The following is a 13,090-nucleotide window of genomic DNA, read 5'->3' on the forward strand; positions in this document are numbered from 1 at the left end:
GCGGGTCCAAGGCCGGCTATATCGAGGCGAACCTCGCCCTCGCGCTCGAGCGCGAGGATCTGGGCGACCATATCCGCGCCTTCGCCAGGGCTGAACTCGACATGCTCCAGATGGCAGCGGCGGCATAAGGCGCAGGTCGACAGCCGCCCTTCCCCCGAAGGGCGGCTTTCAAAGACTCAGTTCGCCTTGCTCAGGTCCACTTTCTCGACCCATTCGGGGTAGAAGCTGGGCTCGCGGTTGGACCAGCCCACGGCGGTCGCCGCCGCCTCGCTGATCGACTGGAGCAATGCCCGGCGCTTTTCGGGATGCAGGTGTGGCAGGCTCGCCGCCGCGCAGAAGGCCCCCGGCAGCCACGGCCGCGCCCCCGCGCCGAGCAGCCGTTCATAGAGGAAACGATAGGCGGAAAAGCTGCCCAGCCGGTCCTGCCCCAGGTCAAAGGCCGATACCGTCACCAGCGGCGCCATGAACGGCTCCATCTGGTCAAGCCCGCTGTCATCGGGCACCCGTGCCTTGATCTCGTCGAGCCGCCCGTAAACGCGGGCCTGCGCGCGGATGCTCGCCTCCTCCACCATGTCGCGCGACCATAATTTCATGGCGTCGCGGCGGTGAAGCCCGATATCCAGCGATCGACGGATATAGCGTTGCGTGGCAGACGGGAAACTGGCGAACTCGCGCAACTCCGCCAGTGTAATGGCCCCATCGGCCGGTCTTGCACTCGTGCCCATGCTCTTGCCCTCCGACTTCAAGTCGATCGACAGATCATGCGCCCTTCATGGTTACTGAAAGATTAAGCGCCTATCGCGTCGACATTTGCTAAGGAATCATGTTTCTTTGTGCAGTGCAACATGTAATTTTTGTGAATGCGGCGGACGGTTGCGGCTGCCCCCGACCCACCCCTGCATCGGCAAGGGCGCCCCGCGCAACCGGCTCGCAAGGTCAGGCCCGCCCTCATTCGCGGCACAGCGCGCCGCCGCGGCCTGCGACCTGACCGCAATGGATCTGGATCTTGATCCTCAATGCACGGCCGCTCATCGCCCGCCTGTGGCATGGGCCGGTGTTGCCGCCAATGGCGCCTTCAGCCCACCCGCCGTTCGAGAACCGCGCCGATCATGCTGCGCCATACCGCCACGTCGCCCGCCTGCGCCATCTCGGCATCCGGCTCGCGCAGCGTGTGAAGAATGGCATAGGCGTCGTCGACATGGTCCTTCCAGGTTGCGTCGACCGCGCTTGCCGCGTGCGGATCATTCCCGCCCCCATTCAAGCTCAACTGGCGGCCGGCCAGCACGCGGGCAATGCGTTCGATCGCGGGAGTGGCGGAAGTCGGCATGGAATAGGGCTCCTCTCACCTGCAGGCGGACCGCCCGGCCGTCCGCCGTTCCGGTCCGCCTTGACCTCGATCATATCATCATTATCGCCGCCGTCTATCAATCCTCCTCATCTTCCTTGTAGCCCGACGAGGGCACCGGCTCGCCATGATCGCCCGGCTTTGTAACGGCCGGCGGGTCGGACGCGTCCATCGAATCCTTCAACCCTTCCTCCAGCTTTTCGTCCTGGGTGACGGCATGGTCCTGCGCGTCGGTCGGACGTTCGTCGCCCGCCTCCTCGCGGCTGTTGGGCCGAATGTCGGTTTTATCACTCATCTGTCTCTCCTTCGCGCGGCGTGAAATCTTCCGCCTGGATCAACGGCCATCCACATTCCCCGGTTCCACCTCGACCAACGGCGGGTTGGCGTGGACCGGCTTCGGGCAATCGACCGGGCGGCCAAGGCAATGGCAAAAGGAGACGGTCGCCAACCTTGCCCGATCCTAGGGATCGATGGTGCGTGCAATCAGCAATTTTTCTCGCATGATGGTTCGAGACATTGCAATCACGTGATCGACCCCTTCAATGGTGATCGCCAAAGTTCCCTGCTCGGTTATTTCAATCAGGTCTTTCGCCTTCAGGTACCAAAGATGAAACTCGAAATGTTCATCCGAGCAGTCCAACATCTTCTGGACAAAATATCGACCCACCCCTGCATCCTGGGCATTTTCTCTTCTTCTTTTGTATAGAAGCAGCAAGATTTTCGAGTGCGCATCCGCGTCATCGTAGGCGGTTTTTTCTCCATCAGCTTCGTCATTCGCAGAAAAGATAAAGCCGGTCTTGGCAGTGTAGAGAAGGTCATACTGAGTGCGCTGGCCCGGATTCCTGAGCGCCTTATACGCCTCGATCACCTCGTTGAATTTCGTGGCGTCGGCCGTTTCGGCATGGTCGGGGTGATATTTCTTCGCAAGGAAGCGATAGGCAGTTTCCAGTCCACGTGCGTCACAGTTCGGACTGACCTGCAAGATCTTGTAGTAATCAATAAATGGTTGGCCATTAACCATCGCAAACTCGCCCCCCGCTTCGTGCGAACCTTCTCACAGGCCTGAAACCCGCCCGCATTGTCGGAGGCGGGAGCGACATTGTCAAAGCAGATCACACGCGGCCAGATCGTCCAGGCAGCCGATGATTGACCGTCAGCGCACCGGTCGTCGGGCTAGTCGTAAAGCGCCAAAACACTCTCATAATGGGCCGACAGGCTTGCGTCCCGCAAAACCGGGCTGAGGACGGGCAGGACTCCGATGTCGAAATAGGCCTCCAAACCCTCACGCACGGTCGATGGCGTCCCGAACAGCGTGACGTTTCTGAGCCATGCGTCGCTCAACAATGTCGGAATTCGCTCATGCTCCCCCTTCGCCAACGCCGCTTCGACGGCATCCATCTCTTCGACATATCCAACCGACCGCCAATAATTGCGGTAATTCGGGAGGCCCATGTAAAAAGCCTGGCTCTGCCGCATGACATTGCGCGCGACCTCGGGATCGGCGTCGATGACAGTCGGAATCGCATTGCCCACGAAAAAGCCTGCCGCGCGACGGTCGGCGGGAATGCGAGCAACCTGTTTTGCAAGATGGACCCTGCACGCCCTGGACGGGAACACGCCGTCCGCGATCTCAACGGCAAGATCGAACATCCGGTCCCTAAGCGCGGCCATGATGATCGGCGCTTGCGGCCCCGTCCACTCGACGGCCGCTCGCATCGCGGCGACGTAGGCGCGGCAATCCTCCAGCGGCGGACCCGGCTGGACATGATAGACCTTGTTGGCCAGCTCGTGGCTAACCCCTATCCCCAGCTGAAATCGTCCACCGCTGACTTCATGCAGATGGGCCCCCGTTTCCGCCAGCGATACCGGAACACGGTGATAGATGGGTTGCACCGCAGCCATCACCTTGACGGACCGGGTGACACCGAGAATGGACTGGGACATGGCCACGCAATCGCCTGAACTCGGCGTGGAAATCAGCGGAAACCCTCGGCGCTCTATTTCCCTGGCAAAGTCTATTATCCGCTGGCGATGGCCGATAACGGACGATACGCCTGTGGTAAAACCCGGCATTTGCCTCATCTCGATCTCCTGGCGCAGCTACCTCTTGAATGCAGCCGCGCAACTCTAATCGAGAATCTGTGCGATGGCTGATGGAAAATCTTCATGGATTGCGCACCCGCTTCGACCAGCGCCGGCCGGTATCGACCAACGACGCCTGTCTCGACGAACCGCCTTCGCGCGCGGACCCATGACAGGATGAGCGCCATATGTCGAGGGTCAAAGCCTTGTTGACGTAGCGTAAAACTACCCTTCAGGGACATAATATAGAACGCCCCCGGCGCAAGGGATGGCCGGGGGCGTATCCGGGATGCTGTCGGGCTCTCCGGGATCTCTCATGATGTCGTCTATGCAGACGGCGCCAATCCTGTCGATCCGTCGCCTGCCTGCCGCACTATAACCCAGGCGCGGATGAAAGCCGTCATGAAATCGACAACCGGCCGTAGCGTCCCCTCCCGATCGCAGGGCGCTCCCATCAACGGCCTGCCGTCGTCCATCAACGACATGGCGCGGACGCTTGCGGCCCGCCGGCGCCGCGCCCATATCGGCCGCGGACGATCTTGCCCATCAAGAACAAATCTGGAACAACACGCCCCATGAGTCTTACCACCATCAGCGTGCGCGGCGCGCGCGAGCATAATCTCAAGGGCGTGGACGTCGACCTGCCGCGCGACAGCCTGATCGTCATCACCGGCCTGTCCGGCTCGGGCAAATCCTCGCTCGCCTTCGACACCATCTATGCCGAAGGACAGCGTCGCTACGTGGAGTCGCTCTCCGCCTATGCCCGCCAGTTCCTGGAGATGATGCAAAAGCCCGATGTCGAACATATCGACGGCCTCTCCCCCGCCATCTCGATCGAGCAGAAGACGACCAGCCGCAACCCGCGCTCCACCGTCGCGACCGTGACGGAGATCTACGACTATATGCGCCTGCTCTGGGCGCGCGTCGGCATTCCCTATTCCCCCGCCACCGGGGAGCCGATCAGCGCCCAGACCGTCAGCCAGATGGTCGACCGTGTGATGCAGCTCCCCGAAGGCACCCGCTTCTACCTGCTCGCCCCCGTCGTGCGCGGCCGCAAGGGCGAGTATAGGAAGGAACTGCTGGAATGGCAGAAGGCCGGCTACACCCGCGTCCGCATCGACGGCGAGATGCACCTGATCGAGGACGCCCCCGCCCTCGACAAGAAATACAAGCATGACATCGAAGTCGTCGTCGACCGCCTCGCCGTCGCGTCCGACATGTCCACCCGCCTCGCCGACAGCTTCGAACAGGCGCTGAAACTCGCCGACGGCCTCGCCTATGTCGACCTTGCCGACGGCGTCGTCCCCGGCCGCGAGGACGAAGCCGAATCCGCCGGCAAGATGAAGAACGCCGGCATCCCCGCCAACCGCATCGTCTTCAGCGAGAAATTCGCCTGCCCCGTCAGCGGCTTCACCATCCCGGAGATCGAACCCCGCCTCTTCTCCTTCAACGCCCCGCAGGGCGCTTGCCCGGCCTGCGACGGCCTGGGCGAGCGGCAGGAGTTCGACCCCGAACTCGTCGTCCCCAACGAAGCGCTCAGCCTCAAGAAGGGCGCCGTCGTCCCCTGGGCCAAGTCCAACCCGCCCAGCCCCTATTATATGCAGGTCCTTGGCTCCCTCGCCCGCGAATTCGGCTTCACCCTTGAAACCCCCTGGGCCGACCTCCCGCCCGAGGTGAAGGTCATCATCCTCCACGGCACCGCCGGCAAGCCCGTCACCCTGCGCTTCGTCGACGGCAAGAAAAGCTACGAAGTCAAAAAGCCCTTCGAAGGCGTCATCGGCAACCTGAACCGCCGCCTGCTCCAGACCGACTCCGCCTGGATGCGCGAGGAACTGAGCAAATATCAGACCGCCATGCCGTGCGAGACCTGCCACGGCGCCCGCCTCAAGCCCGAAGCGCTCGCCGTCAAGATCGCCGGGGAGGATATCTCCATGTCCACCCGCCGCTCGGTGGTCGACGCGCTGCGCTTCTTCTCCACCCTCCCCACCCACCTCAACGACCAGCAGAACCAGATCGCCAAGGCCATCCTCAAGGAAATCGTCGAGCGCCTCGGCTTCCTCAACAATGTCGGCCTCGACTATCTGAACCTTGACCGCACCAGCGGCACCCTGTCGGGCGGCGAGTCCCAGCGTATCCGCCTCGCCTCCCAGATCGGCAGCGGCCTGTCGGGCGTCCTCTACGTTCTCGACGAACCCAGCATCGGCCTGCATCAGCGCGACAATGACCGCCTGCTCATCACCTTGAAGCGCCTGCGCGACCTCGGCAACACCGTCATCGTCGTCGAGCATGACGAGGACGCGATCCGCACCGCCGACTATATCGTCGACATGGGTCCGGGCGCGGGCGTCCACGGCGGCACCATCGTCGCGCAGGGCACGCTCAACGAACTGCTCGCCCACCGCGACAGCCTGACCGCCGACTATCTCAACGGCACCCGCCGCATCGAAGTCCCGGCCAAGCGCCGCAAGGGCAATGGCAAGAAGCTCACCGTCCACAACGCCCGCGCCAACAATCTGCAAAACGTCACCGCCAGCATCCCGCTCGGCACCTTCACCTGCATCACCGGAGTCTCAGGCTCGGGCAAATCCAGCTTCACCATCGACACCCTCTACGCGGCCTCGGCCCGCACCCTCAACGGAGCGCGCATCGTCGCCGGCCCGCATGACAAGGTCACCGGCCTTGAACATTGCGACAAGGTGATCGACATCGACCAGTCGCCCATCGGCCGCACCCCGCGCTCCAACCCGGCGACCTATACGGGAGCCTTCACCAACATCCGCGACTGGTTCGCCGGCCTCCCCGAAGCCCAGGCGCGCGGATACAAGCCCGGCCGCTTCAGCTTCAACGTCAAGGGCGGCCGCTGCGAAGCCTGCCAGGGCGACGGCGTGCTCAAGATAGAGATGCACTTCCTCCCCGACGTCTATGTCACCTGCGACGTCTGCCACGGCGCGCGCTACAATCGCGAAACGCTGGAGGTAAAGTTCAAGGGCCACAGCATCGCCGACGTGCTCGACATGACGGTCGAGGACGCGGTGGAATTCTTCAAGGCCGTCCCCCCCATCCGCGACAAGATGGCGATGCTCGCCGAAGTCGGCCTAGGCTACATAAAGGTCGGCCAGCAAGCCACCACCCTGTCCGGCGGCGAAGCCCAGCGCGTCAAGCTCGCCAAGGAACTCTCCCGCCGCGCCACCGGCCAGACCCTCTACATATTGGACGAGCCCACCACCGGCCTCCACTTCGAAGACGTCCGCAAACTGCTCGAAGTCCTCCACGCCCTGGTCGAACAGGGCAACAGCGTGGTCGTGATCGAGCATAATCTCGACGTCATCAAGACCGCCGACTGGATCATCGATATGGGACCAGAGGGTGGCGTCAAGGGCGGCGAAGTCGTCGCCGAAGGCACGCCGGAGAAGGTCGCGAAGAACGCCCGGAGCTTTACCGGGCGGTATTTGGCGCCGTTATTGGGGTTGGAGGCTGTGGCGGCGGAGTGATTGTCCTACCAGTTGCGTTCGTCTGCAATTTTATCTCGTTTCAACCCAACCAACCGGACGAGTTCTTGCAGTGAAGTGGTGAGCGCCACATGATTATCTTTGGGCGAATAGGTGATCACATTGATTCCCCTCGTTCGCTTAATTAGCCCTTTTTCTGCATCTGACACCGGGGATGGCAGAGTCATAAAGTGCGGCGATTCGTTATGTTTATATTTATAGTCCTCGAATATTAACTGAAGGTCCGGATCAGACAATCCACATCCGATACATACGAAGGTATGAGTGTGCAGTAACGACGAAAAAACATCATAGAAAGAGGAGTATTCCGTTCTCGCTTTTCCGTACTGCTCCAAAGTAAATATCATTTTTGAAACAGTATCAACTGTTCCATGGGGCTTAATTATGTATCTATCTGAACCAGAAACGGTTTCACGAATGTCATCATCATTGTAATTTTTTACGGAAACAGTTCCTTCGCTAGCTTTGATCGCGTAAGTTTCGTAAATCTTATCAAAATTCAACGATGCTACGATCCGAGAATCTAGATCAAATATTGCCTTATGTATCTCTGCATGCTTATAAATCGGGGTTACAAACTCAGCGCGGATTAGGTCTGCCCAGTTCTCTCCCAGTTCGGCTTGGATATAATCACATGCCTCCAAGTAACTATAGCGCTTGAGAGCACTGGCGATGTGAGGCGCTCGGCGGCCGATTTTGACATAAGCTGTTTGCAAAAAAGCCCCCCATGTAGCGGGCCGCTTACCATCGTCAGATTTTGAGTTCGCAGAAACACCTGACCCGATCAGCAAAACCGAACGACGACGGGCTATGGCGTTCACGACGCCGTCTGGCCACGAAATCATGCCGATAGCTCATCCAAGTTCTTCAATAAATTAGTAGCAATCAGGTCATAGATGTCGGCAGCATCTTTCACTTTGCTGAAATGTGCGCCTCTAACACCATCCTTTGCTCGCAATGCGAACACAGGCTTATGAGCTGTTTGAGATAGAGGAATCAAGCTATAGAGATTAGGAATTGTCCCGATTTCATAGGAAGACCCATCCATCTTTGCCATCTTGAGTTTTTCGACAAAGTTAGATTTAATTGCCTTTGGTATTTTTCTCATAATAGCTTCATAAGCCGCTACAGCGCGTTTCTCTCCTTCTTTTGTTTTTTGGATGTATTGCTGCGCCACATATCCAGCAAATTTTAATTCAAACGCTCCACCATGGGGAACATCGTTTACCAAATCATCGTCAACTTGGCTCAGCCCATTGGAGAGTTTTTTCTTCCACTCCTGTAATGCTAGTGAAATGTTCTCGATGGCTTTCAGGCTGAATATATCAATTGACATCGGACTGACAAAGAAATCGCATGCCAAGAGAACGGCACGATTTATAGAACCGAGTGATGGCCCCATGTCAAAAAGAACAAAATCATATTTTCCACATCTAGCAAGCAATTCTGAAAATAGAAAAGATGTTCGAAGACCACGTATTTCTCCACCGATCGCATCCTGCCAATCTTTCGAAAGCAGGTCTTCTTTAAGAGCAAGACGTGGATCACCTGGAATTAAATCAACACCGTAGTCAGGAATTCTGCGAGGACTAATTGTATCCGCATACCCTTTACCGATCGATAAAGGATGAACTATACTGTGCACAGTAAATGATTTATTATCTTCGTATAATGAGAATACTTCCATTTCATCAAGAAGAAGCTGCGTAGCGTTACATTGAGGATCGGCATCCACAATCAAAACTTTTTTCTTTTTTTCCAAAGCGAGATAAGCTGCAACGTTACACAGGAGAGTAGTCTTTCCTACTCCCCCCTTGTTATTGAAAAAAGCTATCGATTGCATCTAGGCCCCCATCTTCGGCCCGTTCGGCATATATATTTTTCTTTTCTGATCAAGGCATAGCTCTCAGCTTTGTGCATTATCGCCGTATCTCGCTAATCGGACACAGCAAATCTATCGTTAGCAACCATCCACCCTCTATGTTCCCATTTTGTTCTGTCCTACAACCCCTCCCCTGACATATCCTCCCGGCAAAGCCAATTCACGCAAAGGGCCTTGCCATGACCTGCCAATTCCCTCCCCTCCCCACCCCCGCACAGCAAATCCGCGTCGACGGCTGGAGCCCCGCGCGCCAGCGCGCCTTCCTCGAAACCCTCGCCGCCACCGGCATCATCCGCACGGCCTGCGCCGCCGCCGCCATCACCACGCGGTCCGCTTACGCCTTGCGCATACGCCGCGACGGCGCGGCCTTTCGCCTCGGCTGGGACGCGGCCATCCTCATCGCCCGCGCGCGCCTCGCCGACGAACTGCTTGCCCGCGCCCTCACCGGCCATGACGAAGTGATCCGCAAGGACATGGACGCCGGCGAAATCACCCGCCACCGCCACGACAACCGCCTCGCCATGTCGATGCTCTCCCGCCTCGACCGCATGGCCGACAACCCGCCCGAAGGCTCCGACGCCGCGCTCGCCCGCGTCGTCGCGCAGGATTTCGCCGCCTATCTCGACCTCATCTGCCGGCAGGATCAGCCGGAAAGCGACGCCGACCCGATCGGCGACGCACCCCAGGCCGCCGACCTGTCCGACTCCGCGCTGTCCGCCCCCTCCCCCGCCATCGATCAAGCCGCCACCGCCCTGTCGCCGGGCGCGTCCGCTGCCCTGTTCGTCGCGGCGCGGATGGCGATTGGGACAGGCGACAAGGCCGCTCGCCACCCCCTCGATGGACGGTGTGAACTTCGCCCCTTTTCGGCGGATCCGCCGATCGATCGCGCGACCCTTCCGCCCGACGAAGCCGCCGCCCGGCTGCGCGGCATATGGTGGGATGATGATCGCGAAAGCTGGCGCACCGACTATCCCGCGCCGCCCGGTTTTGCGGGGGATGAAAGCGAAGAGATCTACGATATCGACGGCTATGAGCGCGACCTGACGCCGCGGGAAATAGACGCCTTTGCCGCGCGCGAAGAGGCGCGCCGCCGCCCCTTTGAACAGGCCGCCGCCCGCGCCCGCGACGCCTTTTTCGGACTTGCGGCGCTGACGGAGTCGGGCTGACGTCGCGGCCGCGCGCGCGCCTTGGCCGGCGCTCCATGGCCTCGCCGATTTGCTATCTTGGCGGCCATGCCCTATATGGGTGTTGCTACAGTCGCAAATCGACGGTCTTCGGCGCTTTGCGGCACCCAGTTCCTTCTTTCCCTGCCCCTCTAGCAACCGGCCCGTCCACACGGGGCGCGCCGCAGACATGAAGGAACTACCATGAGCATTACCGGAACCGTCAAATTCTTCAACGCGGACAAGGGCTATGGCTTCATCGCCCCCGATGACGGCACCCCCGACGCGTTCGTCCACATCACCGCTGTCGAGCGCGCTGGCCTCGCCACGCTGCGCGAAAAGGACCGCGTCTCCTATGATCTGGAGCAGGACAAGCGCGGCAAGATGGCCGCTGTGAATCTCCAGCACGCCGACTAAGGCAGCGCTGAACGACCGGGCGCCGCCTTTGCGCGGCGCCCGGATCGCCTCCCGACGGCTGCCTTATAAAAAAGCCCCTCACGCACAGGGAGTAGAGCAACATGGCCCACCCCGATTATCGGAGCCTCGCCGCCCAGGCGCGCGGTGAAGCCGACGCCGCCACGCTGGACAATGTCCGCCAGCGCCAGCTCCGCTCCGAAGCCGCTTTCCTTGCAATGGCCCGTCGCCAGGACCTCGCCGACGCCAACCGCGCCCGCCGCGAAGCCGCCGCCGAAGCTGAGGCCGACGCCAGCGAGGCAAGAGCCGACGCGGCTGCCGCTACCCACGACGCCTGACGCCCTCGCGGGGGGCCATCCCGCGCCGCCTCCAGCAACGCCAGCCCGGCCGCTGCACCTCGCGAAAGCGCCTTCCGCCGCCTTGGCCGCTCGCTTCGCCGTTCCCCCTTTTTTCCCCGGAACCCTTCGTCCGGCCGCCGGTTATCTCCGGCAACTACCCCAGACACGGAACGAGGAGCCTCCCCATGATCCGCACCCTCATCTTCGGCGCCATCGCCGGTTACGTCGGCAAGAAACTCTACGACGAAGGCAAGCTGACCGAGTTCAAGGACGATCTCGTCTCACGCTACAACCAGGCGCGCGGCGACCTGTCCGCCCGCTCGACCGGCACGCAGTCCGGCACCAGTTCCAGCACCAACGGCCTGGAATCCGCCAGCACGCCCGCCATGCCGCGCGGCAGCAGCACCACCGGATATACGCCGTCCCCCAGCATCAGCTGATCCGCCTTACCACCTCCCGGCGGCTTTTCCCCGGCCGCTGGCCACCGCCCGCCCGGCCCGCTCCTCCACTCTTGGCGCGGCGCCGATGGCGGGCGGACTAGATAGATCCGGCTGCCGCCCCAGCTCGCGGCGCAAAAAAAGGGCGCGGCGATCGCTCGCCACGCCCTTTCCTACATCGTGTAAAACAGCTTACAGCTTGCTGGTCAGCTCCGGCACGACCTTGAACAGATCACCGACAAGGCCGATGTCCGCGACCTGGAAGATCGGCGCATCCTCGTCCTTGTTGATGGCGACGATGGTCTTGCTGTCCTTCATGCCGGCCAGATGCTGGATCGCTCCGGAAATGCCGACCGCGATATAGACTTCCGGCGCAACGATCTTGCCGGTCTGGCCGACCTGATAGTCATTCGGGACATAGCCGGCGTCCACCGCCGCACGGCTCGCGCCAACCGCGGCGCCCAGCTTGTCAGCCAGCGGGAAGATCACCTCCTCGAAGGTCGGACCGTCCTTGAGCGCACGGCCACCCGATACGATCACTCTGGCCGAGGTCAGTTCCGGACGCTCCTGCTTGGCGATCTCGGCGCCCACGAAGCTCGACAGCCCCTTGTCACCCGTCGAGCTGACAGCTTCCACCGCTGCCGATCCACCCTCACGGGCCGCCTTTTCAAAAGCGGTGCCGCGCACTGTGATGACCTTCTTGCCATCCTTGCTCTTGACGGTCGCAATCGCGTTGCCGGCATAGATCGGACGCGTGAAGGTATCCTCGCTCTCGACCGACAGGATATCGCTGATCTGCATCACGTCGAGCAGAGCCGCGACGCGCGGCGCGATATTCTTGCCGTTGCTGGTAGCCGGCGCAACAAACGCATCGTGCGCGCCCATCAGTTCGACAATCAGCGGCGCGACATTCTCGGCAAGCGCGTGATTGAAAGCACCATCATCGGCGACATGGACCTTGCCCACGCCAGCGATCTTGGCGGCTTCGGCTGCTACGCCGTCGACGCCCTGGCCGGCGACCAGCAGGTGCACCTCACCCAGCTTCGCGGCAGCGGTAACGGCCGAAAGGGTCGCATCCTTGACGGCGCCGCCCTCATGTTCAACCCATACAAGCGTCTTCATGCGGCAACTCCCAGAGCTTTAAGCTTCGCGACCAATTCATCGACATCGGCAACCTTCACGCCCGCCGAACGCTTGGCCGGTTCGGTGACCTTCAAGGTCTCGAGGCGGGGAGCGATATCCACACCATAATCGGCGGGCGCCTTGGTAGCGAGCGGCTTGCTCTTCGCCTTCATGATGTTGGGCAGCGAAGCGTAGCGGGGCTCGTTGAGGCGCAGGTCGGTGGTGACGATGGCGGGAACGTTGAGCTTCACCGTTTCCAGGCCGCCGTCCACTTCGCGGGTCACGCTGACCTTGTCACCCTCAACCTCGACCTTGCTGGCAAATGTGCCCTGCGGCAGGTTCAGCAGCGCGGCGAGCATCTGGCCGGTCTGGTTGCTGTCATCGTCGATCGCCTGCTTGCCCAGGATGATAAGGCCCGCGCCTTCCTCTTCCTGCACCTTCGCGAGGAGCTTGGCGACGCCGAGCGGCTCGACTTCATCATCGGTCTGGATCAGGATCGCGCGGTCCGCACCCATGGCGAGCGCCGTGCGGAGCGTTTCCTGCGCCTTGGCGACGCCGATCGACACCGCGACCACTTCGGTCGCCACGCCCTTTTCCTTCAGACGAATGGCCTCTTCGACCGCGATCTCGTCGAAGGGGTTCATGCTCATCTTGACGTTAGCCAAGTCGACGCCCGTACCATCCGCCTTCACGCGCGGCTTCACATTATAGTCAATGACCCGCTTCACGGGCACAAGGATCTTCATTGCAACATCCTCCGTTTTCACGCCATCGCCGCATCTGCGGACAAGGACGCAG

General features: G+C 60.9%; 15 protein-coding genes and 1 pseudogene. 7 read left to right on the top strand and 9 right to left on the bottom strand.

Translation table 11 applies throughout. From position 1 onward, the window contains the following. Window positions 1-128 (top strand): annotated as a pseudogene (locus tag AAC640_RS06870) (UTP--glucose-1-phosphate uridylyltransferase); the annotation flags it as partial. Window positions 129-176: 48 nt separating this feature from the next. On the opposite strand, the gene AAC640_RS06875 reads toward AAC640_RS06870, so the two are convergent. The 5 genes from AAC640_RS06875 to AAC640_RS06895 all read right to left on the bottom strand — a co-directional run bounded on the left by AAC640_RS06875 (window position 177) and on the right by AAC640_RS06895 (window position 3,367). Beyond that, complete coding sequence (locus tag AAC640_RS06875; RefSeq protein ID WP_340265378.1) at window positions 177-725, bottom strand: hypothetical protein; 549 nt, start codon at window positions 723-725, stop codon at window positions 177-179. 350 nt (window positions 726-1,075) lie between these two features. After that, window positions 1,076-1,327 (bottom strand): hypothetical protein, encoded by a 252-nt coding sequence (locus AAC640_RS06880; protein WP_340265379.1) that lies wholly within the window; start codon window positions 1,325-1,327, stop codon window positions 1,076-1,078. 97 nt (window positions 1,328-1,424) lie between these two features. Continuing rightward, window positions 1,425-1,640, bottom strand: a complete 216-nt coding sequence (locus AAC640_RS06885) for a hypothetical protein (protein WP_340265380.1) — start codon at window positions 1,638-1,640, stop codon at window positions 1,425-1,427. Between the two features lie 165 nt (window positions 1,641-1,805). Then, a complete protein-coding gene (locus AAC640_RS06890) occupies window positions 1,806-2,366 on the bottom strand; it encodes a J domain-containing protein (RefSeq protein WP_340265381.1) in 561 nt (186 codons plus the stop codon). A gap of 152 nt (window positions 2,367-2,518) precedes the next feature. Beyond that, on the bottom strand, window positions 2,519-3,367 hold the full coding sequence (locus tag AAC640_RS06895; protein WP_340265561.1) for an LLM class flavin-dependent oxidoreductase: 849 nt from the start codon (window positions 3,365-3,367) through the stop codon (window positions 2,519-2,521). Between AAC640_RS06895 and AAC640_RS06900 the strand changes: the two genes are divergently transcribed. Together AAC640_RS06900 and uvrA are read left to right on the top strand one after the other, a co-directional pair. Continuing rightward, window positions 3,288-3,476, top strand: a complete 189-nt coding sequence (locus AAC640_RS06900; protein ID WP_340265571.1) for a hypothetical protein — start codon at window positions 3,288-3,290, stop codon at window positions 3,474-3,476. The two genes, AAC640_RS06895 and AAC640_RS06900, sit on opposite strands and share 80 nt — an antisense overlap. A 526-nt stretch (window positions 3,477-4,002) precedes the next feature. Beyond that, complete coding sequence (gene uvrA / locus AAC640_RS06905) at window positions 4,003-6,918, top strand: excinuclease ABC subunit UvrA (RefSeq protein WP_340265382.1); 2,916 nt, start codon at window positions 4,003-4,005, stop codon at window positions 6,916-6,918. A 5-nt stretch (window positions 6,919-6,923) separates the two neighbouring features. Here the strand turns inward: uvrA and AAC640_RS06910 are convergent, their stop codons facing one another. Continuing rightward, complete coding sequence (locus AAC640_RS06910) at window positions 6,924-7,757, bottom strand: SIR2 family protein (protein ID WP_340265383.1); 834 nt, start codon at window positions 7,755-7,757, stop codon at window positions 6,924-6,926. A gap of 20 nt (window positions 7,758-7,777) precedes the next feature. Beyond that, on the bottom strand, window positions 7,778-8,779 hold the full coding sequence (locus AAC640_RS06915; RefSeq protein ID WP_340265384.1) for a ParA family protein: 1,002 nt from the start codon (window positions 8,777-8,779) through the stop codon (window positions 7,778-7,780). A 218-nt stretch (window positions 8,780-8,997) separates the two neighbouring features. On the opposite strand from AAC640_RS06915, the gene AAC640_RS06920 reads away from it, so the two are divergent. From AAC640_RS06920 to AAC640_RS06935, 4 genes are all read left to right on the top strand, one after another. Next, window positions 8,998-9,984 carry a hypothetical protein gene (locus AAC640_RS06920; RefSeq protein WP_340265385.1) on the top strand — a complete coding sequence of 329 codons (987 nt, stop codon included), beginning with the start codon at window positions 8,998-9,000 and terminating at the stop codon, window positions 9,982-9,984. Between the two features lie 201 nt (window positions 9,985-10,185). Beyond that, complete coding sequence (locus tag AAC640_RS06925) at window positions 10,186-10,398, top strand: cold-shock protein (RefSeq protein WP_340265386.1); 213 nt, start codon at window positions 10,186-10,188, stop codon at window positions 10,396-10,398. Window positions 10,399-10,499: 101 nt separating this feature from the next. Further along, the gene (locus tag AAC640_RS06930) at window positions 10,500-10,733 is read left to right on the top strand and encodes a hypothetical protein (protein ID WP_340265387.1); all 234 of its coding nucleotides are present in this window, start codon (window positions 10,500-10,502) and stop codon (window positions 10,731-10,733) included. Between the two features lie 185 nt (window positions 10,734-10,918). After that, window positions 10,919-11,173, top strand: a complete 255-nt coding sequence (locus tag AAC640_RS06935) for a hypothetical protein (protein WP_340265388.1) — start codon at window positions 10,919-10,921, stop codon at window positions 11,171-11,173. A 189-nt stretch (window positions 11,174-11,362) separates the two neighbouring features. Here the strand turns inward: AAC640_RS06935 and AAC640_RS06940 are convergent, their stop codons facing one another. Further along, entirely contained in the window at window positions 11,363-12,292 is a 930-nt protein-coding gene (locus AAC640_RS06940) for an electron transfer flavoprotein subunit alpha/FixB family protein (RefSeq protein ID WP_340265389.1), read from the bottom strand. Beyond that, a complete protein-coding gene (locus tag AAC640_RS06945; RefSeq protein WP_037486034.1) occupies window positions 12,289-13,038 on the bottom strand; it encodes an electron transfer flavoprotein subunit beta/FixA family protein in 750 nt (249 codons plus the stop codon). The genes AAC640_RS06940 and AAC640_RS06945 overlap by 4 nt, the downstream gene beginning before the upstream one ends. Window positions 13,039-13,090 lie beyond the last annotated feature (52 nt).

The organism is Sphingobium mellinum, from assembly GCF_037860795.1.
GTDB classification, from domain to species: Bacteria; Pseudomonadota; Alphaproteobacteria; order Sphingomonadales; family Sphingomonadaceae; genus Sphingobium; species Sphingobium mellinum.

Bases quoted from the DNA above. Each gene is read 5' to 3' on its own strand.
- AAC640_RS06875 (WP_340265378.1), bottom strand. From the start codon at position 725: ATGGGCACGAGTGCAAGACCGGCCGATGGGGCCATTACACTGGCGGAG.
- AAC640_RS06880 (WP_340265379.1), bottom strand. From the start codon at position 1,327: ATGCCGACTTCCGCCACTCCCGCGATCGAACGCATTGCCCGCGTGCTG.
- AAC640_RS06885 (WP_340265380.1), bottom strand. From the start codon at position 1,640: ATGAGTGATAAAACCGACATTCGGCCCAACAGCCGCGAGGAGGCGGGC.
- AAC640_RS06890 (WP_340265381.1), bottom strand. From the start codon at position 2,366: ATGGTTAATGGCCAACCATTTATTGATTACTACAAGATCTTGCAGGTC.
- AAC640_RS06900 (WP_340265571.1), top strand. From the start codon at position 3,288: ATGGCCACGCAATCGCCTGAACTCGGCGTGGAAATCAGCGGAAACCCT.
- uvrA (WP_340265382.1), top strand. From the start codon at position 4,003: ATGAGTCTTACCACCATCAGCGTGCGCGGCGCGCGCGAGCATAATCTC.
- AAC640_RS06915 (WP_340265384.1), bottom strand. From the start codon at position 8,779: ATGCAATCGATAGCTTTTTTCAATAACAAGGGGGGAGTAGGAAAGACT.
- AAC640_RS06920 (WP_340265385.1), top strand. From the start codon at position 8,998: ATGACCTGCCAATTCCCTCCCCTCCCCACCCCCGCACAGCAAATCCGC.
- AAC640_RS06925 (WP_340265386.1), top strand. From the start codon at position 10,186: ATGAGCATTACCGGAACCGTCAAATTCTTCAACGCGGACAAGGGCTAT.
- AAC640_RS06930 (WP_340265387.1), top strand. From the start codon at position 10,500: ATGGCCCACCCCGATTATCGGAGCCTCGCCGCCCAGGCGCGCGGTGAA.
- AAC640_RS06935 (WP_340265388.1), top strand. From the start codon at position 10,919: ATGATCCGCACCCTCATCTTCGGCGCCATCGCCGGTTACGTCGGCAAG.
- AAC640_RS06940 (WP_340265389.1), bottom strand. From the start codon at position 12,292: ATGAAGACGCTTGTATGGGTTGAACATGAGGGCGGCGCCGTCAAGGAT.
- AAC640_RS06945 (WP_037486034.1), bottom strand. From the start codon at position 13,038: ATGAAGATCCTTGTGCCCGTGAAGCGGGTCATTGACTATAATGTGAAG.